Annotated in this window: 20 protein-coding genes; 13 read left to right on the top strand and 7 right to left on the bottom strand. The window is 55.7% G+C overall.

All coding sequences use genetic code 11. From position 1 onward, the window contains the following. Positions 1-14: 14 nt before the first annotated feature. Positions 15-485, bottom strand: coding sequence for a hypothetical protein (locus tag INF73_RS00860; RefSeq protein ID WP_193542550.1), 471 nt, complete (start codon positions 483-485; stop codon positions 15-17). Further along, positions 482-1,225, bottom strand: a complete 744-nt coding sequence (locus INF73_RS00865) for a winged helix-turn-helix domain-containing protein (protein WP_048959977.1) — start codon at positions 1,223-1,225, stop codon at positions 482-484. Before INF73_RS00865 ends, INF73_RS00860 begins: the two co-directional genes overlap by 4 nt. 547 nt (positions 1,226-1,772) lie before the next feature. Here INF73_RS00865 and INF73_RS00870 point away from each other — a divergent pair. Together INF73_RS00870 and INF73_RS00875 are read left to right on the top strand one after the other, a co-directional pair. Next, a complete protein-coding gene (locus INF73_RS00870; RefSeq protein WP_049001388.1) occupies positions 1,773-2,390 on the top strand; it encodes a transcriptional regulator in 618 nt (205 codons plus the stop codon). A 71-nt stretch (positions 2,391-2,461) separates the two neighbouring features. Further along, positions 2,462-5,413 (top strand): autotransporter outer membrane beta-barrel domain-containing protein, encoded by a 2,952-nt coding sequence (locus INF73_RS00875; RefSeq protein ID WP_193542548.1) that lies wholly within the window; start codon positions 2,462-2,464, stop codon positions 5,411-5,413. Positions 5,414-5,448: 35 nt separating this feature from the next. Here INF73_RS00875 and INF73_RS00880 read toward each other — a convergent pair whose 3' ends face one another. Then, on the bottom strand, positions 5,449-6,243 hold the full coding sequence (locus INF73_RS00880) for a DeoR/GlpR family DNA-binding transcription regulator (protein WP_032644939.1): 795 nt from the start codon (positions 6,241-6,243) through the stop codon (positions 5,449-5,451). Positions 6,244-6,277: 34 nt separating this feature from the next. After that, positions 6,278-7,174, bottom strand: a complete 897-nt coding sequence (locus tag INF73_RS00885) for a sugar kinase (RefSeq protein ID WP_193542546.1) — start codon at positions 7,172-7,174, stop codon at positions 6,278-6,280. Between the two features lie 155 nt (positions 7,175-7,329). On the opposite strand from INF73_RS00885, the gene yihU reads away from it, so the two are divergent. The 7 genes from yihU to ompL all read left to right on the top strand — a co-directional run bounded on the left by yihU (position 7,330) and on the right by ompL (position 16,066). Then, the gene (gene yihU, locus INF73_RS00890; RefSeq protein WP_193542544.1) at positions 7,330-8,220 is read left to right on the top strand and encodes a sulfolactaldehyde 3-reductase; all 891 of its coding nucleotides are present in this window, start codon (positions 7,330-7,332) and stop codon (positions 8,218-8,220) included. 17 nt (positions 8,221-8,237) lie between these two features. Continuing rightward, positions 8,238-9,113, top strand: a complete 876-nt coding sequence (gene yihT, locus INF73_RS00895) for a sulfofructosephosphate aldolase (RefSeq protein WP_045260226.1) — start codon at positions 8,238-8,240, stop codon at positions 9,111-9,113. A 14-nt stretch (positions 9,114-9,127) separates the two neighbouring features. Next, positions 9,128-10,369 carry a sulfoquinovose isomerase gene (gene yihS / locus INF73_RS00900; RefSeq protein WP_193542542.1) on the top strand — a complete coding sequence of 414 codons (1,242 nt, stop codon included), beginning with the start codon at positions 9,128-9,130 and terminating at the stop codon, positions 10,367-10,369. Positions 10,370-10,385: 16 nt separating this feature from the next. Next, entirely contained in the window at positions 10,386-12,410 is a 2,025-nt protein-coding gene (locus INF73_RS00905) for an alpha-glucosidase (protein ID WP_193542540.1), read from the top strand. Positions 12,411-12,455: 45 nt separating this feature from the next. Then, positions 12,456-13,838, top strand: a complete 1,383-nt coding sequence (locus tag INF73_RS00910) for an MFS transporter (RefSeq protein ID WP_193542538.1) — start codon at positions 12,456-12,458, stop codon at positions 13,836-13,838. Between the two features lie 43 nt (positions 13,839-13,881). Beyond that, positions 13,882-15,306, top strand: a complete 1,425-nt coding sequence (locus INF73_RS00915) for an MFS transporter (RefSeq protein WP_193542536.1) — start codon at positions 13,882-13,884, stop codon at positions 15,304-15,306. A gap of 73 nt (positions 15,307-15,379) precedes the next feature. Then, a complete protein-coding gene (gene ompL / locus INF73_RS00920) occupies positions 15,380-16,066 on the top strand; it encodes a porin OmpL (RefSeq protein WP_193542535.1) in 687 nt (228 codons plus the stop codon). 51 nt (positions 16,067-16,117) lie between these two features. On the opposite strand, the gene typA is transcribed toward ompL, so the two are convergent. Continuing rightward, a complete protein-coding gene (gene typA / locus INF73_RS00925; protein ID WP_028014891.1) occupies positions 16,118-17,941 on the bottom strand; it encodes a ribosome-dependent GTPase TypA in 1,824 nt (607 codons plus the stop codon). A 378-nt stretch (positions 17,942-18,319) separates the two neighbouring features. Between typA and glnA the strand changes: the two genes are divergently transcribed. The 4 genes from glnA to INF73_RS00945 all read left to right on the top strand — a co-directional run bounded on the left by glnA (position 18,320) and on the right by INF73_RS00945 (position 22,593). Beyond that, on the top strand, positions 18,320-19,729 hold the full coding sequence (gene glnA / locus INF73_RS00930; RefSeq protein ID WP_008501856.1) for a glutamate--ammonia ligase: 1,410 nt from the start codon (positions 18,320-18,322) through the stop codon (positions 19,727-19,729). Positions 19,730-19,898: 169 nt separating this feature from the next. Next, a complete protein-coding gene (gene glnL, locus INF73_RS00935) occupies positions 19,899-20,948 on the top strand; it encodes a nitrogen regulation protein NR(II) (RefSeq protein WP_014172250.1) in 1,050 nt (349 codons plus the stop codon). 11 nt (positions 20,949-20,959) lie between these two features. Continuing rightward, entirely contained in the window at positions 20,960-22,372 is a 1,413-nt protein-coding gene (gene glnG / locus INF73_RS00940) for a nitrogen regulation protein NR(I) (RefSeq protein ID WP_028014893.1), read from the top strand. A 110-nt stretch (positions 22,373-22,482) separates the two neighbouring features. Then, on the top strand, positions 22,483-22,593 hold the full coding sequence (locus tag INF73_RS00945; RefSeq protein WP_017382667.1) for a YshB family small membrane protein: 111 nt from the start codon (positions 22,483-22,485) through the stop codon (positions 22,591-22,593). A gap of 53 nt (positions 22,594-22,646) precedes the next feature. On the opposite strand, the gene hemN is transcribed toward INF73_RS00945, so the two are convergent. Together hemN and yihI are read right to left on the bottom strand one after the other, a co-directional pair. Beyond that, complete coding sequence (hemN, locus tag INF73_RS00950; RefSeq protein WP_193542533.1) at positions 22,647-24,020, bottom strand: oxygen-independent coproporphyrinogen III oxidase; 1,374 nt, start codon at positions 24,018-24,020, stop codon at positions 22,647-22,649. Positions 24,021-24,208: 188 nt separating this feature from the next. Beyond that, positions 24,209-24,724, bottom strand: coding sequence for a Der GTPase-activating protein YihI (gene yihI / locus INF73_RS00955; protein ID WP_028014895.1), 516 nt, complete (start codon positions 24,722-24,724; stop codon positions 24,209-24,211). Between the last annotated feature and the right edge of the window lie 220 nt (positions 24,725-24,944).

A 24,944-nucleotide genomic window follows, 5' to 3' on the forward strand; every position in this document is an offset into this window, starting at 1 on the left:
TGTGCGAATGATTTTTACGGCGCGTTTTTACGGCAGTACAGCGAAGGGACGTTTGACGCGGCAAAAAGCCACGCTCCACGGTACTCATCAATCATCAGGCTCAGATCTCTTCCCGGCGTGCGATAAAAACCCGGTAGCGTTGCATTGATATCAGCCTCATCCGCACTATCGGCGAAGGTTTTAACAATACGATCGTTATTTAATACGCGCGCGTTCTGGTGATCGCTGTAGTGGAAATAGATGGTGCGGTTGACTTCAGAAATCACGTGACCAAACAGTTTACCGTTAATGACAGCGGTCCCTTCCCGATGCTGCATACGCCATGAAACTGTACCTACAAATCGATTTTTACCAATCGTCCACTCCACATCACCTGTACAGCGTATCGGCGCACTCGAAAAATGCGAATACGCTAGCCAGCCGCTGGTAATAGCAGCCCCCAGCAACGCCGCCAGCAAAAAAATACGATTCCCGAGTGTCATCATTGCTCATGCGCCCAAAAATAATGCGTGGTACATAACGCTGCCGCGTCATGTCGCGCATCGTTATTACAGACAAACGCCGCGATTCGCTCCGTTTTACTATAGCCGATGAGAAAAACGTATCGGTTTCCGGCACACAGGCTGGGATAATTTTTTAACAAGCGAAGGTAATGGTCCTGCATATGTTCATTAGGTGCATAAAAGAGTTGGCAAGCGTTGGTCGTGCTGCCCATTGAAAGTGGAATGTAGTGACTAAACGGCATGTTCTGGTGATGTTTATATAATATGACCCCGTTAATAAGCGCGATCAGAAAAAGCGTAGCGGTGGCTATTATTAACCACGCCGGCTTCTTCATCGCGGTGCCTTCGGCTATTGCCGCGTCTTCACTGGCAATTACCGGCTCGGCGGTTGGGGTAAATACTTCAACCTGGGTGGCTTCGGAAAGCGTCAGCCCGCGACGCGAAATCGTTTTTACCGTATCGCGCGGTAACCCCACCTCAGCCAGCGCATTGCGCAATGTCAAAATGGCCTGGTAAAAGGTATTCGGTGTGGTGACATCGTTACGCTCACCCCATCCCACCACCATTAACTGATTTTGCGAAATTATTTCGCCAGGATGGGTAACGAGATAAAGAAAGCAGAGATTGGCAGGAAGCTGCAAATGTATCGTGCGCCCGGTAATATGATTCGCCAGGGTTTTGTTTTCCGGGTCATACTCGACCAGCTTGTTAATAAGATACAATTTTACTTTCCTCTGCAATAACAATATTTAACCCCACAAACCCAAAAAACATACGTATATTTAACAACAGTATAGGTCAGAAGGATCAGAGCGCGACACACCTGTACCTAAGATTAGAAACATCGCATTATTTTTCAATTGATTACAAGTCGGTTTTCTTAGGTGAGCCTCAGCTAAAAGGACATAATGAGATTTCATTACACTTCACCAGGCCAAATAATTATATTGAGCCACACGTTGAGAAAAGACTGACGTTCAGGCAGATCGAGGTGACGAATCTTTAGCTATTAGTGCTATTTCGTCAATTTCCTTCCGGGGTTGTTTTTGCCGAATAATCTTAATGGGTTGATGAATATTCCTGGGTAAGGTCTGACAATCAATGTTCTGTCGCTATGTCTGCGGCCTGCAAGAATTGAGACAGCCAGGAATTTATTTTCTTTGGCATTATTTCTCATAAATACGACATAAACGCTGGATATGTTTCAAGATTGACACATTTGAAAGGCAGTGAAATATTGATAATGAAAATAAGACAGGAGTGGACTGGATGATAACATCGTCTCAAAAGGTTGTCCGCTGTATAAGCTGCGAATTGTCCTGTCAGTTATTTCCGGATAACACGGTGCGCTCACAATACTGTGGCAGCGCCTCCTTCGCAGTTTGGCCGGTGGGAAATCATTTCCTGCAACTTGCAGTAGAAAATAAAATATTGTCTGGGAACAAGAATCATTTATTACGCGGATTTATTTTTGTGGATTTTTCGATGTATAACCTGCGCCTGCTTGTCGATCCGCAATGGATTGAACATCTGGCGATGACTAACATGCACATCGTGCTTATCGCGGACCGTAAACTGGAGGCGTTGGCTCACTATTTTTTCGCTCACCACAGTGAAATAAAGGGAATTATTTATTCAGATGACGATGACGCTATATTGCAGGAAAAAATTAACCATCTTTTTTCCGGCAGGCGAGTGAGCAGCAGGCGTGGTAATACCCTGAACACTGTTGAATTCACTTTACTTAACAGACTTATTTCAGGGGTGTGCCTCCGGGAGATAATAAAAACAACCAGCATTGATGTAAAAAAAATTTACGTTCATAAAATACGATTAGAGAGGAAGTTAGGTACCAGCATTCATAAAATACTCGTTTCTATTTTGTAATTTCAACTTCTTAACATGCCCACATTTAATGGTGTGGAGGATGTTTTACGCCTGAAAGAAAGGGGGCAGTTATGCCATATTTATTGAAACATTCACCTGTCGCCGTTGCGATTTCGCTGGCACTATCGTCAGCGCTATTTACCGCGAATGCTGCAGTTATCGATTTTGCTAATTTACCAGCCACCGGAGCAGTAACGGATTTGCCTGCGGAAATACAGGCGCTGATTCCTGCAACGGCAAACGCGAACTTTAGCAAAAATACCAGCGATCCTAACTATGTCTACCAGTACAGCCCTGGCAATATTCCAGTCTACGGGGATGGGATCACTCTCGAAGGGCCGGGGGCGGAAGCCTTTGAGCACTCCGTGACCGTTATTCAGAACTCCACGTCCGGCAGCCCGGGGGTGATATTTGGTGACGACCTGACTATTCGTACCCAGTCAAAAGTGGCTGCCAATAACGGTAAAGATGTCGACGGTATTCGTACCCACGGTATGAACACGCCGAATAATCCGGTGTTTATCATTACCGGCGACCGCACCCACATTTACGTTAATGGCCAAAGCGGCGATGGCATCAATGCCGGGTACAGCTCCTTCAGCCAGGGTTCTCTCGGCTCCGCCAATATTTATGTGGGTGACGATCTCTATATCGAAACCACCGGCAGTACCGGTCGCGGTATTAGCGCCTATGCACTGAATGATGCCTCGAAGGCCAAAAATAACATTGTCGTCGGCGATCGTGCGCATATTGTGACGCGGGGTACCTACGCCGAGGGGATTCGTACCAACCAGAGCGGCTCATCCGTCCGTCTGGGGGATGAGGCCACCATCGAAACGTATGGCACCTCGGCCTACGGCCTGTATGCGGGTTCTGCCTCCAGAATCGAGCTGGGAAAAAAAGCGACCATTACCACCGACGCAGCCAATGCCTCCGGCGTGTACTCTACCGGCTCGTCAACCATCACCCTTGATGAAGGCGCGACCATCACCACCAACGGTGCCAGCGCGCATGGCATCTACGCTTACACAGCAGCGGTAAATGTGGGAGATAACGTCACCATTGCGGTCAACAGCAGCGAGAAAACCAGCAGCTCCGCCCAGGCGCCGCACGGGATGTATGCCTGGTCACGCGGCGTGATAACGCTCGACGGTGGGGCAACCATTACCACCGCAGGCCAGCGCGACCAGGGTAGCTATGCCCTGAACGCCAGCAATGGCGGAATTATTGATGCCTCTGCAGGCGGAAAATTCCTCCTTAACGGCGATATCCTCGCCGCAGGTGGCGTCGCGGCCAATAGTACCCTTCCGGCACAAAACAGTACCATTACGCTGACAATGGGTAACAGCTCGCTGTGGAACGGAGCATCGTACATAGAAAGCAACACTGCCGGGACCGGTACTCTCGCGCTTACGATGAATGATGCCGTCTGGAATATGCGCGACAGCTCAACGCTGACCAGCCTGACCCTGAACGCGGGCGGCACGATAAATTTCCAGCATGCTGAGGACGCGGCCTGGCAAACCCTGACCATCAACGAGGATTACACAGGCAACGGCGGCAAGCTGGTTTTCAATACCGTGCTGTCTGACGATACCTCTGAAACTGACAGGCTGATTGTTGAAGGAAACACATCCGGTCGTACCGCGGTTGACGTAAACAACATTGGTGGTGCAGGCGCACAAACCGTTGAAGGGATTGAAATAGTCAGCGTTGGCGGCAACTCGGAGGGAACGTTTGAGAAGGCCAGCCGTATCGTAGCGGGGGGTTATGACTATAACGTTGTGCAGAAAGGTAAGAACTGGTTTCTGACCAGCCTGGCTGAACCCGTTGACCCACCAATCGACCCGGTAGATCCTCCTGTTGACCCGGTAGATCCGCCAGTTGAACCGGTAGACCCGCCTGTTGACCCGGTGGATCCACCTGTTGACCCTGTCGACCCGCCTGTCGTCCCGGTAGATCCGCCTGTCGTCCCGGTAGATCCGCCCGTCGACCCGGTGATTCCGCCGCAAGAACCGGTACCGCCACCTGCGCCGCCGAAAAGCGAGCATCAGTATCGCCCAGAATTTGGCAGCTATCAGGCAAACAGCTATGCGGCAAATACGCTGTTTATGACCCGCCTGCACGATCGTCTGGGTGAAACGCAGTACACCGACATGCTCACCGGCGAGCAAAAAGTGACGAGCCTTTGGATGCGAAACGTCGGCGGGCATGCGCGTTTCAACGACGGCAGCGGCCAGCTAAAAACGACAGCCAACCGTTACGTGCTGCAGTTGGGTGGCGATATCGCCCAATGGAGCACAGATGGCCTGGACCGCTGGCATCTTGGCCTGATGGTGGGCTACGGTAACAGCCAAAGCCGGAGCGCCTCCAGCCTGACCGGATACCACTCACGTGGCGAAGTGAATGGCTATAGCGTAGGTCTGTACGGTACCTGGTACGCAAACGAAGCCGATAAAAGCGGCACCTACGTTGATAGCTGGGTGCTGTATAACTGGTTTGACAATAAGGTGATGGGGCAGGACCAGGCGACCGAGCGTTATCGCTCCAGCGGCATAACCGCCTCTGTCGAAGCGGGCTATAGCGTTAAGGTGGGTGAAAGCGGCCGCAACAGCTACTGGATCCAGCCGAAGGCGCAGGCCGTTTGGATGGACGTGCAGGCTGACGACCATCGCGAGCGTAACGGCACGCGGGTGAAAGACGAAACCCAGGGCAACCTGATGACGCGTCTCGGCGTGAAGGCCTATATCAGCGGACATAACGCGATGGATGACGCTAAATCACGCACCTTCCAGCCGTTTATTGAAGCGAACTGGATCCACAATACCCAGACCACGCGCATCCGCATGGATGACGTTAGCAATGAGATGCGCGGTACGCGCAATATTGGTGAGTTAAAGATGGGCGTAGAGGGGCAGATTACCCCGCAGCTTAGCGTCTGGGGCAATGTGGCACAGCAGATTGGCGATAAAGGCTACAGCGATACGCAGGGAATGCTGGGAATAAAATACAGCTTCAAATAACAAAAAAGCCGCTGAGAAATCAGCGGCTTTTTGCTTCAGGCGATATCATCGCTGGTACAGGCCAGCACCGTTTCAACCTTGCTGGATTTCAGATGATTTTGCAGCGCCGAGCCGGGCATCTCATCGGTGAAAAGAGCCGTTGTCTGCGCCACGTTGCCAATTTCCACCGCGGCGGATGCGTTAAATTTCGTATGATCGGCCGCCAGCAAAATGTGGCGAGAGTGGGCCATCATGGTTTTCACCACGCTGGCTTCATTCACGTCAAACTCCATCATCGCGCCGTCGTGCTCAATCGCACCGACGCTGGTCACGAGATAGTCCGCCCGAAAACCAGACACAAACGCCGTCGCCGCAGGCCCGATAATGCCGCCGTTGTGCGGGCGCAGCGTGCCGCCCGGCACCATCACTTCAAAGCGCGGGTTCTTATACAGAATATGCGCCACCCGCAGGCTGTTGGTGATGATGCGCAGATGATTATGGTTAAGCAGCGCCCGGGCAACGTGCTCTACGGTCGTGCCGATGGTGATGAAAATAGTTGAGCCATCGGGAATATAGTCCGCAATGGCTTCGGCTATCGCCCGCTTCTCTTCGGTAAGCGACACTTCGCGCTGCTCGAACGCCGTGTTTACCACGCTGGATGCCCTGCCCGCGCCGCCGTGATGACGCGTGATCAGCCCCTGCTCGCTGAGCTTACGGATATCCCGGCGCACCGTTTGCGTCGACACGTCCAGCAGCTGCGCCAGTTCATCAATGTTCATATAGCCGCGATCGGCAATCAGCGTCAGCAGCTGATCGTGACGCGGGTTGCCGGTCAGTTCGGTAAGGCTCATGGGCTGTCCTCTGAAAACCATCACGCTCCGCATTTTATACAAAAAGTGACAAAAAAGAGCGGGTTTGATCACAGTCGGGTATACCCGCGCGCCCGCCGGGCTTTGTGCATTTCAGGGCTGCGACGGCGCTGGCAAAACGCACGGCGTCTGCGGCGGTGGATTGCTGTCCCAGGCTGAACGCCAGCGCGCCGTGGAAAACGTCGCCCGCGCCGGTGGTATCCACCACGTTCACCTCAAAGCCGGATTGATGACACAAGGCGCTGTTTTCCAGCCAGTAGCAGCCGTCTCGCCCCTGAGTGACATACACATGTCCATTTGTGAGCATTTGTGCTTTTTTAAGAGCATCTTCTGCTTTATCCAACTGAGTTAGTCGCCGCAGGCCCGGCGCGGAGAAGGCCGCGTGGTCGCTTAAGGCTATCAGCTCCGCGATGTCCTGCGGGGTAACGTCGGCATCAAGCAAAGTAGGAACGCCCTGCTGACGGGCCAGGGTAAACGCCTGTTTTGCCCCGTCATGCCAGCGCACGTCTGCTAACACGATATCCCATTGCGAGAAGTCGATTTCATGCAGCCAGTCTGCCGTGGCAGGGAGATCGGGGCTGGGATAGTTGGCAATCACTCGTTCTCCGCCCGCGTCCACCAGCACCGCCGATTGTGACGATCGGGCACCCTTAAATACGCGGGTGTAACGGGTCTTCACCCCCAGGGATTCCAGCTCCGCAAGCAGCCGTCTGCCGGTATCGTCGTCCCCCACCCGGCCAATAAAATCCACTTCCGCACCCAGTTTTGCCGCCGCCACAGCCGCAGTTGCCGCCGGGCCGCCCCCCACTTCCGTATAGTCCTTTGCGACATATTTCCCACCTTCCTTAGGTAAATCATCGAGATACCAGATGCGATCCAGCACGGTAATGCCGACACAAACGATGCGAGTCATGGTGATTCCTTCTGCGATTTCTGATGCCTTCATTTTAATTTCACCAAATGTTTAAAAAGTGACCCGTGTCAATTTTTTGACTATAAATTACAAATACGATCAAAAACAGACAACACAAACGCGCAGAAATTGACACGATGTGACAGGAGAGAGGCATGTCAGCAATCGCATTTATCGGTTTAGGGCAGATGGGCGCGCCAATGGCGAAGAATCTGTTGAATCAAGGCCACCAGCTTAACGTGTTTGACGTGAACCCGCAGGCGGTTCAGGCGCTGGTAGAGAGCGGCGCACGGGCGGCGGCTACGCCTGCTCAGGCCGCAACGGATGCCGAATTCGTCATCACCATGCTGCCAAACGGCGACCTGGTGCGCAGCGTGCTGTTCGGCGAGCACGGCGTGTGCGAAGGGTTATCCCGCGACGCGCTGGTGATTGATATGTCCACCATCCACCCGCTGCAAACCGACGCGCTGATCCGCGACATGGCTGAACGCGGCTTCAGCCTGATGGACGTGCCCGTGGGACGCACGTCCGACCATGCCATCGCCGGCACGCTGCTTCTGCTGGCAGGCGGCACCGCGCAGCAGGTGGAACGCGCCACCCCCGTCTTAATGGCGATGGGCAGTGAGCTGATTAACGCCGGCGGGCCGGGCATGGGCATCCGCGTAAAGCTCATTAATAACTACATGAGCATCGCCCTGAACGCGCTTTCCGCCGAGGCGGCCGTGCTATGTGAAGCACTTGGCCTCTCCCTTGAGGTGGCGCTGAAGGTGATGAACGGCACGCCGGCGGGTAAAGGTCACTTCACCACCTCATGGCCGAACAAGGTGCTGAAAGGCGATCTTTCACCCGCCTTCATGATCGACCTTGCGCATAAAGATCTGGGGATCGCCCTGGACGTGGCTAACCAGCTCCACGTTCCGATGCCGCTGGGCGCGGCGTCCCGCGAAGTTTACAACCAGGCTCGCGCCGCCGGGCGCGGGCGCGAAGACTGGACGGCCATTCTTGAACAGGTTCGCGCATCTGCCGGGCTGAAAAAATCACACTGATACGAAAGGACTGAGGAATGACGATGTACACCCTGAAAGATATCACCCGACCTTCCGGCGGTTTTGCAATGCTGGCCGTGGATCAGCGCGAAGCGATGCGCCTGATGTTTGCCGCCGCAGGCGCGCCGGTGCCAGTAACCGACCAGCACCTGACGGATTTTAAAGTCAACGCGGCGAAGATTCTGTCGCCGTACGCCTCTGCCATTCTCGTCGACCAGCAGTTCTGCTATCGCCAGATTGTGGAGCAGCAGGCCGTAGCCAACAGCTGCGCGATGATTGTGGCCGCTGACGAATTTATCCCGGGGAACGGTATTCCGGTCGACAGCGTGGTGATCGACAAAAGCATCGACGCCCAGGCGGTCAAACGCGACGGCGGCAAGGCGCTGAAGTTGCTGGTGCTGTGGCGTAGCGATGAAGATCCGCAGCAGCGCCTGGAGATGGTGAAAGCGTTCAATACGCTGTGCCACGACAACGGGCTGCTGAGCATTATCGAGCCTGTGGTGCGTCCGCCGCGTCGCGGAGCCGAATTTAACCGCGAACAGGCGATTATCGATGCGGCTAAAGAGCTGGGCGACAGCGGTGCCGACCTCTACAAGGTGGAGATGCCGCTGTTTGGTAAGGGCACGCAGCAGGAACTGCTGGCGGCCTCGCAGAAGCTGAACGAGAACATCGCCATGCCGTGGGTGATCCTCTCCTCCGGTGTGGACGATAAGCTGTTCCCGCGCGCCGTGAGCGTGGCGATGCAGGCAGGGGCATCGGGCTTTTTAGCCGGTCGCGCCGTCTGGTCATCGGTGATTGGCCTGCCGGATACCGAGCTGATGCTGCGTGATATTTCCGTACCAAAACTTCAGCGTCTGGGTGAGATCGTCGACGAAATGATGGCTCGCCGTTAAGAAAGGACCCGAACATGAAATGGTTTAACACCCTGAGCCACAACCGCTGGCTCGAACAAGAGACCGACCGCATTCTTGCTTTCGGCAAAAACGCCGCCGTACCGACCGGCTTTGGCTGGCTGGGCAATAACGGGCAGGTGCGCAGCGATATGGGCACCCATCTTTGGATCACCGCCCGCATGCTTCACGTGTACGCGGTGGCGGCGAACATGGGCCGTCCCGGCGCGTATGCCCTGGTTGAACACGGCATTAATGCCCTCAACGGCCCGCTGCGCGACAAACAGCACGGCGGTTGGTACGCCTGCGTAAACGATGAGGGCGTCATTGACGCCTCCAAGCAGGGCTATCAGCACTTCTTCGTCCTGCTGGGCGCGGCGAGCGCCGTCACCACAGGACACCCGCAGGCACGCAAGCTGCTGGACGATGCCATCGAGGTGATTGAGCGCTACTTCTGGAGCGAACAGGAGCAAATGTGCCTTGAGTCCTGGGATGAAGCCTTCAGAAAAACGGAAGATTACCGCGGCGGTAACGCCAACATGCACGCCGTGGAAGCCTTCCTGATCGTTTATGACGTGACCCACGACCGCAAATGGCTCGACCGCGCCCTGCGCATCGCCTCGGTGATTATTCACGACGTAGCGCGCAAAGGTGAGTATCGCGTTAACGAGCATTTCGACACCGACTGGAACCCGATCCGCGATTACAACATCGATAACCCTGCTCACCGCTTCCGCGCCTACGGCGGCACGCCGGGGCACTGGATTGAGTGGGGCCGCCTGATGCTGCACCTGCGCGCCGCGCTGGAAGCGCGCTTTGAAACCCCGCCGGAGTGGCTGCTGGAAGATGCAAAAGGTCTGTTCCACGCCACCATCCGCGACGCCTGGGCACCCGACGGCGCCGACGGGTTTGTCTACTCCGTGGGCTGGGACGGCAAGCCTATCGTCCGCGAACGCGTGCGCTGGCCGATCGTTGAGGCGATGGGCACAGCTTACGCGCTTTACACCGTCACCGGCGAGGCGCAGTACGAAGCCTGGTATCAGAAGTGGTGGGATTACTGCATCAAGTACCTGATGGATTACGAAAACGGTTCCTGGTGGCAGGAGCTGGACACCAATAACGAAGTGACCACCAAAGTCTGGGACGGCAAGCAGGATATTTACCATCTGCTGCACTGCCTGGTGATCCCCCGCCTGCCGCTGGCGCCGGGCTTAGCGCCTGCCGTCGCCGCCGGATTGCTGGACAGCCAGGCCAAATAATAAAGACGGAGTTTTTATGCGTACCCTACACAATATTGACCTGAAAAATAACGAACGAGGCTTCACCCTGCGCTGGCAGGATCGCTTGATTTTGTCCCACTCTGAAGAAGCGCCTTGCCTGTGGATCGGCGCAGGCGAGGCCGATATCGAGATGTTTCGCGGCAACTTCAGCATTAAAGACAAGCTCAACGAAAAGATTGCCCTGACGGACGCGACCGTCACGCAGCAAAGCGTGGGCTGGGCCATCCGCTTTACCCGCGGCGATGCGGTGAGCGCCACCCTGCTGGTGGCCGTGGATGCGGAAGGCCGTCTGGAGCTGAAGCTGAAAAATGATGCTCCCGGCCATAACCGCATCTGGCTGCGGCTGGCGGCGCAGCCGGAAGATCATATCTACGGCTGCGGCGAGCAGTTCTCGTACTTCGACCTGCGCGGCAAGCCGTTCCCGCTTTGGACCAGCGAGCAGGGCGTGGGGCGCAACAAGCAGACCTACGTCACCTGGCAGGCCGACTGCAAAGAGAACGCGGGTGGTGACTACTACTGGACCTTCTTCCCGCAGCCTACCTTCGTGAGCACCCAGAAGTACTACTGCCACGTGGATAACAGCTGCTACATGAACTTTGACTTCAGCGCGCCGGATTTCCACGAGCTGGCGTTCTGGGAAGATAACGCCACGCTGCGCTTCGAATGTGCGGAAACGTACGTCGATCTGCTGGAAAAACTGACCGGCCTGCTGGGACGTCAGCCGGAGCTGCCGGACTGGGTTTACGACGGCGTGACGCTGGGCATCCAGGGCGGCACCGAGGTGTGCCAGCAGAAGCTCGACGCCATGCGCGAGGGCGGCGTGAAGGTGAACGGCATCTGGGCGCAGGACTGGTCCGGCATCCGCATGACCTCCTTCGGCAAACGCGTGATGTGGAACTGGAAGTGGAACAGCGAGCTCTATCCGCAGCTTGATGAGCGGATCGGGCAGTGGAAGCAGGAGGGCGTACAGTTCCTCTCCTATATCAACCCGTACGTCGCCAGCGATAAAGATCTCTGCGAAGAGGCGGCGAAACGCGGCTATCTGACCAAAAACGCCAACGGTGAGGACTACCACGTTGAATTCGGCGAGTTCTACGCGGGCGTTATCGACCTGACCAACCCGGAAGCCTACGGCTGGTACAAAGAGGTCATTAAAAAGAACCTGATCGAACTGGGCTGCGGCGGCTGGATGGCCGATTTCGGGGAATATCTGCCGACCGACACCTTCCTGCATAACGGCGTGAGCGCAGAGATCATGCATAACGCCTGGCCTGCCCTGTGGGCCAAATGTAACTACGAAGCGCTTCAGGAGACCGGCAAGCTCGGGGAGATCCTGTTCTTCATGCGCGCGGGCTACACCGGCAGCCAGAAGCACTCGGTGATGATGTGGGCGGGGGATCAGAACGTCGACTGGAGCCTGGACGACGGCCTGGCGTCCGTCATCCCTGCGGCGCTGTCGCTGGCGATGACCGGGCACGGCCTGCACCACAGCGACATCGGCGGCTATACCACCCTGTTCGAGATGAAGCGCAGCAAGGAACTGCTGCTGCGCTGGTGCGACTTCAGCGCCTTTACGCCGATGATGCGTACCCACGAGGGCAACCGCCCTGGCGACAACTGGCAGTTCGACGGCGATGCGGAAACCATCGCGCACTTCGCGCGCATGACCACCGTCTTTACCACCCTGAAGCCGTACATCAAAGCTGCGGTTGCGCAGAACGCGAAAAGCGGCCTGCCGGTGATGCGTCCGCTGTTCCTGCACTACGAGGACGACGCGCGCGCCTACACGCTGAAATACCAGTACCTGTTTGGCCGCGATCTGCTGGTGGCACCGGTTCATGAAGAGGGCCGCCGGGACTGGTCGCTCTATCTGCCGCAGGACAGCTGGGTCAATGCGTGGACCGGGGAAACCTGCCAGGGCGGTGACGTGACCGTTGATGCCCCGATCGGCAAGCCGCCGGTCTTCTATCGCCAGCACAGCGAATGGGCAGATCTGTTTAGCACCTTACGTGATATCTGATAAGGCTCGCCCGCAGGGAAACCTGCGGGCAGACGGAGAACAATAATGAGTCAACATACTTCCGATCCGGCAACCCTACGCCTGCCGTTTAAAGAAAAACTCGCCTACGGGATGGGCGATCTCGGCTCTAACATCCTGCTGGATATCGGCACGCTCTATTTGCTGAAGTTTTACACCGACGTGCTGGGGCTGCCCGGCACCTACGGCGGGATCATCTTCCTGATTGCCAAATTCTTTACCGCCTTCACCGATATGGGCACCGGGATCATGCTCGACTCCCGGCGCAAGATTGGCCCGAAAGGGAAATTCCGCCCGTTCGTGCTATATGCCGCCTTCCCGGTGACCTTACTGGCGATTGCCAACTTCGTCGGTACGCCATTTGAGATGACCGGCAAAACGGTGATGGCGACGGTGCTGTTCATGCTGTACGGCCTGTTCTTCAGCATGATGAACTGCTCCTACGGCGCGATGGTGCCCGCCATCACCAAAAACCCGGACGAGCGCGCCTCGCTGGCGGCCTGGCGTCAGGGCGGCGCCACGCTCGGACTGCTGCTCTGTACGGTGGGTTTTGTTCCGGTGATGAACCTGATTGAGGGTAACGACCAGCTTGGCTACATCTTTGCCGCCACCCTCTTCTCGCTGTTCGGGCTGTTCTTTATGTGGTGGTGCTATAAGGGCGTTACCGAGCGTTACGTCGAGACGCAGCCCGCTAACCCGGCGCAAAAGCCGGGGCTGCTGCAGTCGTTTCGCGCCATTGCCGGGAACCGTCCGCTGTTTATCCTGTGCATCGCGAACCTGTGCACGCTGGGCGCGTTTAACGTTAAGCTCGCCATTCAGGTCTACTACACGCAGTACGTGCTGAACGACCCGATCCTGCTGTCGTACATGGGCTTCTTCAGCATGGGCTGTATTTTTATCGGCGTCTTTATGATGCCGGGCGCGGTGCGGCGCTTCGGCAAGAAAAAGGTCTACATCAGCGGGCTGATGATTTGGGTGGCGGGCGATCTGCTCAACTACTTCTTCGGCGGCGGCTCGGTGAGCTTTGTGGTGTTCTCCTGCCTGGCGTTCTTCGGCTCCGCGTTTGTGAACAGCCTGAACTGGGCGCTGGTGTCCGATACCGTGGAGTACGGCGAGTGGCGCACCGGCGTACGCTCCGAAGGGACGGTCTATACCGGCTTTACCTTCTTCAGGAAGGTCTCGCAGGCGCTGGCCGGCTTCTTCCCGGGGATCATGCTCACCCAGATCGGCTATGTGCCCAACGTGGTGCAGTCCGCCGGGACGGTTGAAGGGCTGCGGCAGCTGATATTTATCTACCCGAGCCTGCTGGCGGTCATCACCATCGTGGCGATGGGCTGCTTCTACAACCTCAACGAGAAGATGTATGTGCGCATCGTGGAAGAGATCGAACTGCGCAAACGTACGGCCTAAATGACGAGATAGAGCGCCCTGCGGGGCGCTCTGAGGATCGACCATGACATACAATACTGATCCGTTAACCCTGAAATTGAGCCTGCGAGAAAAGTGCGCCTACGGGATGGGCGATTTTGGCTCGAACCTTATGCTGTGTATTGGCACGCTGTACCTGCTGAAGTTTTATACCGATGAACTGGGGATGCCCGCGTTCTACGGCGGCATAATTTTCCTGGTGGCGAAGTTTTTTACCGCCTTTACCGACATGCTGACCGGGGTGCTGCTGGACTCCCGGCGAAACATTGGCGCGCGAGGAAAATTCCGGCCATTCATACTTTACGCCTCCGTCCCGGTGGCGCTGGTCGCGACGGCGCAGTTTATGGCCAACGACTTTAGCCTGACGGTCAAAACGGCCATCGCCACCGTGCTCTTCATGATGTTTGGGCTTTGCTACAGCCTGATGAACTGCGCCTACGGTGCGATGGTCCCTGCCATCACCAAAAACCCGAACGAGCGCGCGCAGCTGGCGGCGTGGCGACAGGGCGGCGCCACGGTGGGGCTGTTGCTCTGCACCGTCGGCTTTATGCCCATTCAGGCGCTGTTCGTCCACCAGCCCTCCCTCGGCTATCTGGTGGCTGCGCTGGTGTTCGCCACCGGCGGCCTGTTCTGCATGTGGTGGTGCTACAGCGGGGTGAAAGAGCGCTATGTCGAGATAACGCCCGATCACCATAAGCCCGGCATTCTGAAATCGTTCTGCGCGATTTTTCGCAATCCGCCGCTGCTGGTGCTGTGCATTGCCAACCTGTGTACTCTCGCCGCGTTCAACATCAAGCTGGCGATTCAGGTCTATTACACCCAGTACGTGCTGAACGATCTGCATCTGCTGTCGTGGATGGGCTTTTTCAGCATGGGCTGCATTCTGATTGGCGTGTTTCTGGTGCCCGGCGCGGTGAAGCGCTTTGGCAAGAAGCCCGTCTATCTGGGCGGGCTGGCGCTGTGGGCGGTGGGCGACGTGCTGAACTTCTTCTGGGGAACCAGCTCCCTGCTGTTCGTGCTGTTTTCCTGCATGGCCTTTTTCGGCACCGCGTTTGTGAACAGCCTGAACTGGGCGCTGGTGCCGGATACCGTTGATTACGGCGAGTGGAAAACCGGCATTCGCGCCGAGGGATCGGTTTACACCGGCTACACTTTCTCGCGCAAAATCTCCGCCGCTCTCGCCGGCTTCCTGCCCGGCATCATGCTGACCCAGATCGGCTACGTTCCTCACGCCGTGCAGAGCGCGGGCACGCTGCTGGGTTTGCGTCAGCTTATTTTCCTCTGGCCGTGCGGCCTGGCAATCGTCGCCGCCGTGACCATGGGGCTGTTTTATAAACTCAACGAAGCGCGCTTCGCCTTTATTATCGAGGAGATTGGAAAACGGAAAAAACAGTCAGCGAATACCCCTGAGATAACACCCAACAATAAAGCGTCAGCAGTCACTTTATAACAATAATTCGGCCAGTATTTCCTTCCTGTTCATCAGGAGGGAGGCCTTTCTGTACCTGATACATGGACAAATTATGAAAAGAATCATCACTGTACTGATCGTGTCGTCTGTGTCCTGCCCGGTATTCGCCGGGGCCTATGTTGAAACCCGTGAAGCCTACAATACGGCCTCTGAGCTGCACGAAGTGATCCTGCGTGCCGGCTATAACTTCGATATGGGCGCGGGGCTGATGTTCACCAACGCCTACAACGTGGGGAGATGGGATGAGCTCAAGCACAGCTATAACGAAATAGAGGGGTGGTATCCGCTCTTTAAACCGACCGACAAACTCACCTTCCAGCCGGGCGGGTTGATCAACGACAGCAGCGCCGGTTCGGGTGGCGCGGTTTATTTAGATACCAACTATAAATTCACGGACGGGTTTAATCTGACGTTCCGCTATCGCTATAACCATAACAATTACGATACGCCGGACTATAACGGGCAGATGGATAAGAACGACACGCACGAAATCGCCAACTACTGGAATTTCAAGGTGACGGATGCGTTTTTCTATACCTTTGAGCCGCACTTTTTCCAGCGGATAAATGATTACCACAGCAAAAATGGTAAAGACCATCACTGGGAAATTACCAACAAGTTCAGCTATAAGATCGACAGAAACTGGCTGCCGTACCTCGAACTCCAGTGGCTGGACAGATGGAATGATTACAACCGCGAGCAGTACAGGATCCGCCTGGGGTTACGTTATTCGTTCTAATAAAAAAGCCGCTGATTTCTCAGCGGCTTTTTTTACTACGGATTGACCGTATTAGTCTTCTTTCGCACCGCGCATAGCACGTTTACGATCGTTCTCGGTCAGGTGACGTTTACGGATACGAATTGACTGTGGAGTCACTTCTACCAGTTCGTCATCATCAATGAACTCCAGAGCCTGCTCCAGGGTCATCTTGATCGGTGGAACCAGAACCGTTGCTTCGTCAGTACCGGACGCACGCATGTTGGTCAGCTTCTTACCGGTCAGGCAGTTTACCGTCAGGTCGTTAGAACGGCTGTGAATACCGATGATCTGGCCTTCGTAAACTTCAGCACCGTGACCCAGGAACAGCTTACCGCGATCCTGCAGACCGAACAGCGCAAACGCAACCGCTTTACCCTGACCGTTGGAGATCAGTACGCCGTTGTTACGCTGGCCCACTTCGCCCGGACGAACGTCGTCGTAGTGGCTGAAGGTGGAGTACAGCAGGCCGGTACCGGAGGTCATGGTCATGAACTCAGAACGGAAGCCGATCAGGCCACGGCTTGGGATCACGTAGTCGAGACGTACGCGGCCTTTGCCATCTGGATTCATGTTTTTCAGGTCGCCTTTACGCTCGCCCAGTGCCTGCATCACAGAACCCTGGTGCTGCTCTTCTACGTCCAGCGTTACGTTTTCGAACGGCTCTTGTTTACGGCCATCGATTTCACGGAAGATTACTTTCGGACGGGAAACCGCCATCTCGAAACCTTCACGACGCATGTTTTCGATCAGAACAGACAGGTGCAGCTCACCACGACCGGAAACGCGGAATGCGTCAGCGTCTTCGGTTTCTTCAACGCGCAGCGCAACGTTGTGCACCAGCTCTTTGTTCAGGCGGTCAAGGATCTGACGAGAGGTAACGAACTTACCTTCTTTACCACAGAACGGAGAGGTGTTGACGTTGAAGAACATGGATACGGTTGGTTCATCAACGGACAGGGCTGGCAGCGCTTCGACGTTCTGCGGATCGCAGATGGTGTCGGAGATGTTCAGTTCACCCAGACCGGTGATCGCGATGATGTCGCCCGCTTCAGCGATGTCGCTCTCGATACGCTCAAGACCCAGGTGAGTCAGGACTTTACCGACTTTACCGTTACGGGTTTTGCCTTCGCTATCGATGATAGTGACCTGCTGGTTAGGCTTCACTTTACCGCGCTTGATACGGCCAATGCCGATAACGCCAACGTAGTTGTTGTAGTCGAGCTGGGAGATCTGCATCTGCAGGGTGCCTTCCAGATCAACGTTTGGCGCAGGAACACGGTCAACAATCGCCTGATACAGCGGGGTCATGTCTTCAGCCATGTCTTCGTGGTCCAGACCTGCGATACCGTTCAGCGCAGAGGCGTAAACGATAGGGAAGTCCAGCTGCTCGTCGGTCGCGTCGAGGTTAACGAACAGGTCGAAGACCTGGTCAACAACCCAGTCAGGACGCGCGCCAGGGCGGTCAACTTTGTTGATAACAACGATTGGCTTCAGACCATGGGCAAAAGCTTTTTTGGTCACGAAGCGCGTCTGTGGCATTGGGCCATCCATTGCGTCAACGACCAGCAGAACGGAGTCTACCATGGACATTACACGTTCAACTTCACCACCGAAGTCGGCGTGCCCTGGGGTATCAACGATGTTGATACGGTAGTCATTCCATTTAATCGCGGTGTTTTTCGCGAGGATGGTAATCCCACGCTCTTTCTCCAAATCGTTGGAGTCCATCACGCGTTCTTGGGTTTCGGCACGCGCATCAAACGTACCGGATTGCTGCAGCAGCTTATCAACCAGGGTAGTTTTACCATGGTCAACGTGCGCGATGATGGCGATGTTACGCAAATTTTCGATCACAACTTTGCCTCAGGCATTTAGAAATAGCGCGTTATTGTACACGGATTAATCGCACTACAAAACAGGATCACAAACATCCCCCGCAAACAAGTATTGCAGAGATGCTTTGTGATCGCTTTCACGGAGCGGTAAAAGGGCACTTTAACGTAAATTGCACCAATATGGTGCCTAATATTCACATTGAAGCACTATACTGGTGCAACAAATCCATCATGGTGCAGCCCTTTTGCACTATGGTGCGCATGATAACGCCTTTTTGGGGTGTTTTAAAAGTTGGCACAGATTTCGCTTTATAAAAAATACATGGCAACAGCCAGTACCAACAGAAATTGAAGACCTCGTTACCACGACGACAATGACCAATCTGGAGAGTTAAGTATGTCCGCTGAACACGTTTTGACGATGCTGAACGAACATGAAGTGAAGTTTGTTGATCTGCGCTTCACCGATACCAAAGGTAAAGAACAGCACGTCACAATCCCTGCTCATCAGGTGAACGCCGAATTCTTTGAAGAAGGCAAAATGTTTGACGGCTCCTCCATTGGTGGCTGGAAAGGCATTAACGAATCCGACATGGTTCTGATGCCAGACGCAACCACAGCGGTCATTGATCCGTTCTTCGAAGAACCAACTCTGATCATTCGCTGCGACATCCTCGAGCCAGGCACGCTGCAGGGCTACGACCGCGACCCACGTTCTATCGCAAAACGCGCTGAAGAGTACCTGCGTTCTACCGGCATCGCGGACACCGTTCTGTTCGGGCCAGAGCCAGAGTTCTTCCTGTTCGACGACATCCGCTTCGGTGCCTCTATTTCTGGCTCCCACGTGGCTATCGACGACATCGAAGGCGCATGGAACTCTTCCACCAAATACGAAGGTGGTAACAAAGGTCACCGTCCTGGTGTGAAAGGCGGTTACTTCCCGGTTCCTCCGGTCGACTCTGCGCAGGACATCCGTTCCACCATGTGCCTGGTGATGGAAGAGATGGGCCTGGTTGTTGAAGCGCACCACCACGAAGTGGCGACTGCGGGTCAGAACGAAGTGGCAACCCGCTTCAACACCATGACCAAAAAAGCGGACGAAATTCAGATCTACAAATACGTTGTGCACAACGTTGCGCACCGTTTCGGTAAAACCGCGACCTTCATGCCAAAACCAATGTTTGGTGACAACGGTTCCGGTATGCACTGCCACATGTCTCTGTCCAAGAACGGTACCAACCTGTTCTCTGGCGACAAATATGCCGGTCTGTCCGAGCAGGCGCTGTATTACATCGGTGGTGTTATCAAACACGCTAAAGCGATCAACGCCCTGGCGAACCCAACCACTAACTCCTACAAGCGTCTGGTCCCGGGCTACGAAGCGCCAGTCATGCTGGCCTACTCTGCGCGTAACCGTTCTGCTTCCATCCGTATCCCGGTGGTGGCGTCTCCGAAAGCGCGTCGTATCGAAGTGCGCTTCCCGGACCCAGCGGCTAACCCATACCTGTGCTTCGCAGCGCTGCTGATGGCCGGTCTGGACGGTATCAAGAACAAGATCCACCCAGGCGAAGCGATGGACAAAAACCTGTACGACCTGCCGCCAGAAGAAGCGAAAGAGATCCCACAGGTTGCTGGCTCTCTGGAAGAAGCCCTGCAGGCGCTGGATGCAGACCGCGAGTTCCTGACTGCGGGTGGCGTATTCACTGACGACGCTATCGATGCTTACATCGCCCTGCGTACTGAAGAGAACGACCGCGTGCGTATGACTCCGCATCCGGTTGAGTTCGAACTGTACTACAGCGTTTAATTTAGTTGTTTTACCCGGCGTCAAAAGCGCCGGGGGTAGTTGCCGTGGAAACTTTTAGCCCATCTCCGGATGGGCTTTTTTCTCCACCAACAACCTGATCTCACGCGCTTTTTACGCCGAAACCGCTATACTGCACTAAAACAGTGCAACGACTCCAGGAGACTGCTGAATGGCAACTGGCACGCTGCCCGATGCTGGGCAGATCCTCAATTCTTTGATTAACAGCATCCTGCTGGTCGACGACGAGCTGGCCGTCCATTACGCCAACCCGGCGGCTCAACAGCTGCTCGCCCAGAGTTCACGCAAACTGTTTGGCACCCCGCTTCCTGAGTTGTTGAGCTATTTCTCGCTGAATATTGGCCTGATGCAGGAGAGTTTGCAGGCCGGTCAGGGGTTCACCGATAACGAAGTCACGCTGGTGATCGACGGGCGCTCACATATTCTTTCCCTTACCGCGCAGCGTTTGCCGGAAGGACTGATCCTGCTGGAAATGGCGCCGATGGATAATCAGCGTCGCCTGAGCCAGGAGCAGCTTCAGCATGCGCAGCAAATTGCCGCCCGTGACCTGGTGCGCGGTCTGGCGCATGAAATCAAAAACCCGCTGGGTGGGTTACGCGGCGCGGCGCAGCTTCTGACCAAGGCGCTGCCCGATCCCGCGCTGGCGGAGTACACCAACGTCATCATTGAGCAGGCGGACCGCCTGCGTAACCTGGTCGATCGCCTGCTCGGGCCGCAGCAGCCGGGTATGCACGTTTCAGAAAGCATTCATAAAGTCGCTGAACGGGTGGTGAAGCTCGTCTCCATGGAGCTGCCGGAGAACGTCACGCTGGTGCGTGATTACGACCCAAGCCTGCCGGAACTGGCGCATGACCCGGACCAGATTGAGCAGGTTCTGCTGAATATTGTGCGCAATGCTCTGCAGGCGCTGGGGCCGGAAGGCGGCGAGATTATTTTACGCACCCGCACCGCCTTCCAGCTCACGCTGCACGGCGTGCGCTATCGACTGGCGGCACGCATCGACGTTGAGGATAACGGGCCCGGCATTCCTTCTCATCTGCAGGACACCCTGTTCTACCCGATGGTAAGCGGGCGCGAAGGCGGTACGGGACTGGGCTTATCTATCGCCCGCAGCTTGATCGATCAGCACTCCGGAAAAATTGAATTTACCAGTTGGCCGGGACATACCGAGTTTTCGGTTTTCCTGCCGATTAAAAAATAAAGGTGACGTTTATGCAACGAGGGATAGTCTGGGTAGTCGATGACGATAGCTCCATCCGTTGGGTGCTTGAACGCGCGCTCACAGGGGCAGGTTTAAGCTGCACGACGTTTGAGAGCGGCAGCGAGGTGCTCGACGCACTCACCACCAAAACGCCGGACGTGCTGCTGTCGGATATTCGCATGCCGGGCATGGACGGGCTGGCGCTGTTAAAGCAGATCAAACAGCGCCATCCTATGCTTCCGGTCATCATAATGACGGCTCATTCCGACCTGGATGCCGCGGTGAGCGCCTATCAGCAAGGGGCGTTCGATTACCTGCCCAAACCGTTCGATATCGACGAAGCGGTGGCGCTGGTTGAGCGCGCGATTAGCCACTACCAGGAGCAACAACAGCCGCGCCACGCGCCCGATTTTGGGCCAACCACCGACATCATCGGCGAAGCGCCGGCGATGCAGGACGTGTTTCGCATTATTGGCCGTCTGTCCCGCTCGTCCATCAGCGTGTTGATTAACGGGGAATCGGGCACCGGTAAAGAGCTTGTGGCCCATGCCCTGCATCGCCACAGTCCGCGGGCAAAAGCGCCGTTTATCGCCCTGAACATGGCGGCGATCCCGAAGGATTTGATTGAGTCCGAGCTGTTCGGCCACGAAAAAGGGGCGTTTACCGGCGCGAATACCATTCGCCAGGGGCGCTTTGAGCAGGCTGACGGCGGCACGCTGTTCCTGGATGAGATCGGCGATATGCCGCTGGACGTTCAGACCCGCCTGCTGCGCGTGCTGGCCGACGGGCAGTTTTACCGCGTGGGCGGCTATGCGCCGGTGAAGGTGGACGTGCGTATTATTGCCGCGACGCACCAGAACCTGGAGCTGCGCGTGCAGGAGGGCAAATTCCGTGAGGATTTATTCCATCGCCTGAACGTGATCCGCGTCCACCTGCCGCCGCTGCGCGAGCGTCGGGAAGATATCCCGCGCCTGGCGCGTCATTTCCTGCAGGTGGCGGCCCGCGAGCTGGGCGTGGAAGCCAAGCAGCTTCACCCGGAAACCGATGCTGCCCTCACCCGCCTGGCGTGGCCGGGCAACGTACGCCAGCTGGAAAACACCTGCCGCTGGCTGACCGTGATGGCCGCCGGACAGGAAGTGTTGATTCAGGATCTCCCTGCCGAACTGTTTGAGGCCACCGCGCCCGAAAGCAGCACCGGGCACGCGCTGCCGGACAGCTGGGCAACGCTGCTGGCGCAGTGGGCCGACCGCGCGCTGCGTTCCGGTCATCAAAACCTGCTGTCTGAGGCTCAGCCAGAGATGGAGCGTACGCTGTTGACCACCGCGCTTCGTCATACGCAGGGCCATAAGCAAGAAGCCGCGCGCCTGCTGGGATGGGGACGTAATACCCTGACGCGCAAGCTGAAAGAGCTGGGAATGGAGTGATCGTACGCCGCTGTGTAAAGGTTATTAATTGAGCGCAAATTGCCGTTATTTTGCGCTTTACTGTTCCGATGAGTTTTGTATGATCGTGCCCGGAAATTGGGGGGACCATCATGCTGGAATCATTAGTGACTTTACTGTCGAGCGGAGCAGCTGAAAGCCACACGCCGCAAACCGCTGTTGCTGCGGTATTATGTGCGGCGCTGGTTGGGCTGTTTAGCTAGCAGGTTGAAATGTAAAAGCCGGGTAGCGGCTTCGCCTTACCCGGCTTTGCTTCTTAAATCACCCTTGAAAACTGCTGCATACGCGCCTTCTGGCGCAGATACGCGTCAAAGCACATGCAGATATTACGGATCAACAGACGCCCTTTCGGCGTGACCTCAATCGCGTTCTCCGACACATCCACCAGCCCGTCTTTCGCCAGCGGCGCAATCAGCTTCAGGTCTTCTGCAAAATATTCGCTGAATGTCAGATCCCACTGTGCTTCCACGTCGCTAAAGTCGAGACGGAAGTTGCAGATAAGCGCCTTAATCACATCACGACGAATGCAGTCGTCTCGGGTCAGCGCGATGCCGCGCCATAGCGCGTTGCCGGTTGCATCAACCTGCTGGTAGTAGAGCTTCAGCTCTTTCTGGTTCTGCGCGTAGCAGTCACCGATCATGCTGATGGCGGAGACACCCATGCCGAGCAGATCGGTATCGCCCTGAGTGGTATAACCCTGGAAGTTACGGTGCAGTACGCCTTCGCGCTGGGCAATCGCCAGCTCGTCATCCGGACGAGCAAAGTGATCCATGCCGATAAATTGATAGCCGCTCTCCGTCAGAGAGGTGATGGTTTCCTGCAGGATATCCAGCTTCTGCTGGGCAGAAGGCAGATCCGCATCTTTGATTTTACGCTGGGCGGCGAATAGCGTCGGCAGGTGCGCGTAGTTAAAGACGCTCAGGCGGTCCGGGCTAAGTTCAGCCACGCGCTTCAGCGTGAAGGCGAAGCTCTCCGGCGTCTGCTTTGGCAGGCCGTAAATCAGGTCGATGTTGGTCGAGGTAAAGCCGATGTCGCGCGCGTGGTTGAGTAAGGCGAAGATAAATTCCTCGTCCTGCTCGCGGTTGACCAGACGCTGCACCTCTTTATTGAAATCCTGCACGCCCATGCTCAGACGATTAAAGCCTTCGGCGCGTAAATGATCCAGGACATCCAGTTCAATTTCACGCGGATCGACTTCGATCGAGATTTCGGCGTCATCGTTAAAATTGAAATTTCCGCGCAGCAGCGTCATCAGGCGGCTTATCTGCGCTTTGTTCAGATAGGTTGGCGTACCGCCGCCCCAGTGAAGCTGGCTGACGTGACGGCCTTTAAACAGCGGCGCACGATGCACAATTTCCTGTTCGAGCGCATCGAGGTATTGGTCGGCTTTATGCTGCTGACGGGTCACGATTTTATTGCAGCCGCAGAAGTAGCAGAGCTTGTGGCAGAACGGAATATGGACGTAGAGCGACAGCGGACGCTCTGGATAGCGCGCGACGGCCTGCTGAAAATCCCCCTCGCCGAAGGCATCGGAGAACTCCAGCGCAGTGGGGTATGAGGTATAACGCGGCCCGGAATAGTTATACTTCTGGATTAGGGCCAAATCCCAGTCGATAGTTGGTGCTGACATGCTCACTCCTTCCGTTGGTGTCGCGTTCGTATACGGCGGCCCGTTCTGGCCCCATCGCGGGCCATCATTCGGGTGCGCAGCCACTTCTGTCGCCGCGACAACCGCCGTAGTTTAACGAATAACCACACCAGATAACATATAACCGGAAGGGTTATAAGCAGGACTATCGTGCCTGCCGGGTGCAAATGTTAGTTTCCACCTTTCAGAAGACGCATCATATCTTCCTGCTTTTCTTCTTCCTCTTCGTCGTCTTCGTCATCGTAAGACAGACCCAGCTTCTGCATTAGCTCATCAATGCGGTCCAGTTTGGCATCTACCCATGACTGCTCTTCGGCGGTCAGGGTTTCACCCTCTTCAAGACGTTCCAGCAGCGCGTCCAGGCGCTCATCGTTCTCCAGCATATCCAGCTCAGCCTGCGGTGAAAGCATAGGTTTCTCGCTCTTTGGTTTGTGCTGCTTAGTGACCGGGGTGTCTGTCACGCCCAGTGGAATGGGAGTTTTACTGCCGATACGAGGGTCTTTCTGCTGTTTGCCTTTTGCAGAGGCGCCCGCTGCACCACCGCCGTTGGCACGGCTACCCGCAGCATGACCGCGATGTTTTTTGTCGCGTTTGCGGTCGCGCGCTTCCTGGTTCAGTTCTTCGCGCGTTTTGCGGCGTGCTTTTGCAGGACGTTTCGCGCCCGCAGCGGAGGTTGGTTTTTTCATGATGTTTTATCTTAAAGTCGTTTTCTTCAGTATAGAATTGCGGCGAAATCTAGCAGAAAGCAAGCAAAGAAAAAAGGCGACAGAGCAATCTGTCGCCTTTTTTCCTGACTCACAACCCTTAACGGGTCAGACATTCCATGTTTACCAACAACACACCCTGTTTATCCTTTGGCTGATACCGTCCGTGTATGGTTCCATTTCCTGTTAAAACGCCTCCAGG

The organism is Enterobacter cloacae complex sp. P6RS, assembly GCF_014982245.1.
GTDB classification, from domain to species: domain Bacteria; phylum Pseudomonadota; class Gammaproteobacteria; order Enterobacterales; family Enterobacteriaceae; genus Enterobacter; species Enterobacter bugandensis.

Bases quoted from the DNA above. Each gene is read 5' to 3' on its own strand.
- INF73_RS00860 (WP_193542550.1), bottom strand. From the start codon at position 485: ATGATGACACTCGGGAATCGTATTTTTTTGCTGGCGGCGTTGCTGGGG.
- INF73_RS00870 (WP_049001388.1), top strand. From the start codon at position 1,773: ATGATAACATCGTCTCAAAAGGTTGTCCGCTGTATAAGCTGCGAATTG.
- INF73_RS00875 (WP_193542548.1), top strand. From the start codon at position 2,462: ATGCCATATTTATTGAAACATTCACCTGTCGCCGTTGCGATTTCGCTG.
- INF73_RS00880 (WP_032644939.1), bottom strand. From the start codon at position 6,243: ATGAGCCTTACCGAACTGACCGGCAACCCGCGTCACGATCAGCTGCTG.
- INF73_RS00885 (WP_193542546.1), bottom strand. From the start codon at position 7,174: ATGACTCGCATCGTTTGTGTCGGCATTACCGTGCTGGATCGCATCTGG.
- yihU (WP_193542544.1), top strand. From the start codon at position 7,330: ATGTCAGCAATCGCATTTATCGGTTTAGGGCAGATGGGCGCGCCAATG.
- yihT (WP_045260226.1), top strand. From the start codon at position 8,238: ATGACGATGTACACCCTGAAAGATATCACCCGACCTTCCGGCGGTTTT.
- yihS (WP_193542542.1), top strand. From the start codon at position 9,128: ATGAAATGGTTTAACACCCTGAGCCACAACCGCTGGCTCGAACAAGAG.
- INF73_RS00905 (WP_193542540.1), top strand. From the start codon at position 10,386: ATGCGTACCCTACACAATATTGACCTGAAAAATAACGAACGAGGCTTC.
- INF73_RS00910 (WP_193542538.1), top strand. From the start codon at position 12,456: ATGAGTCAACATACTTCCGATCCGGCAACCCTACGCCTGCCGTTTAAA.
- INF73_RS00915 (WP_193542536.1), top strand. From the start codon at position 13,882: ATGACATACAATACTGATCCGTTAACCCTGAAATTGAGCCTGCGAGAA.
- ompL (WP_193542535.1), top strand. From the start codon at position 15,380: ATGAAAAGAATCATCACTGTACTGATCGTGTCGTCTGTGTCCTGCCCG.
- glnA (WP_008501856.1), top strand. From the start codon at position 18,320: ATGTCCGCTGAACACGTTTTGACGATGCTGAACGAACATGAAGTGAAG.
- glnL (WP_014172250.1), top strand. From the start codon at position 19,899: ATGGCAACTGGCACGCTGCCCGATGCTGGGCAGATCCTCAATTCTTTG.
- glnG (WP_028014893.1), top strand. From the start codon at position 20,960: ATGCAACGAGGGATAGTCTGGGTAGTCGATGACGATAGCTCCATCCGT.
- INF73_RS00945 (WP_017382667.1), top strand. From the start codon at position 22,483: ATGCTGGAATCATTAGTGACTTTACTGTCGAGCGGAGCAGCTGAAAGC.
- hemN (WP_193542533.1), bottom strand. From the start codon at position 24,020: ATGTCAGCACCAACTATCGACTGGGATTTGGCCCTAATCCAGAAGTAT.
- yihI (WP_028014895.1), bottom strand. From the start codon at position 24,724: ATGAAAAAACCAACCTCCGCTGCGGGCGCGAAACGTCCTGCAAAAGCA.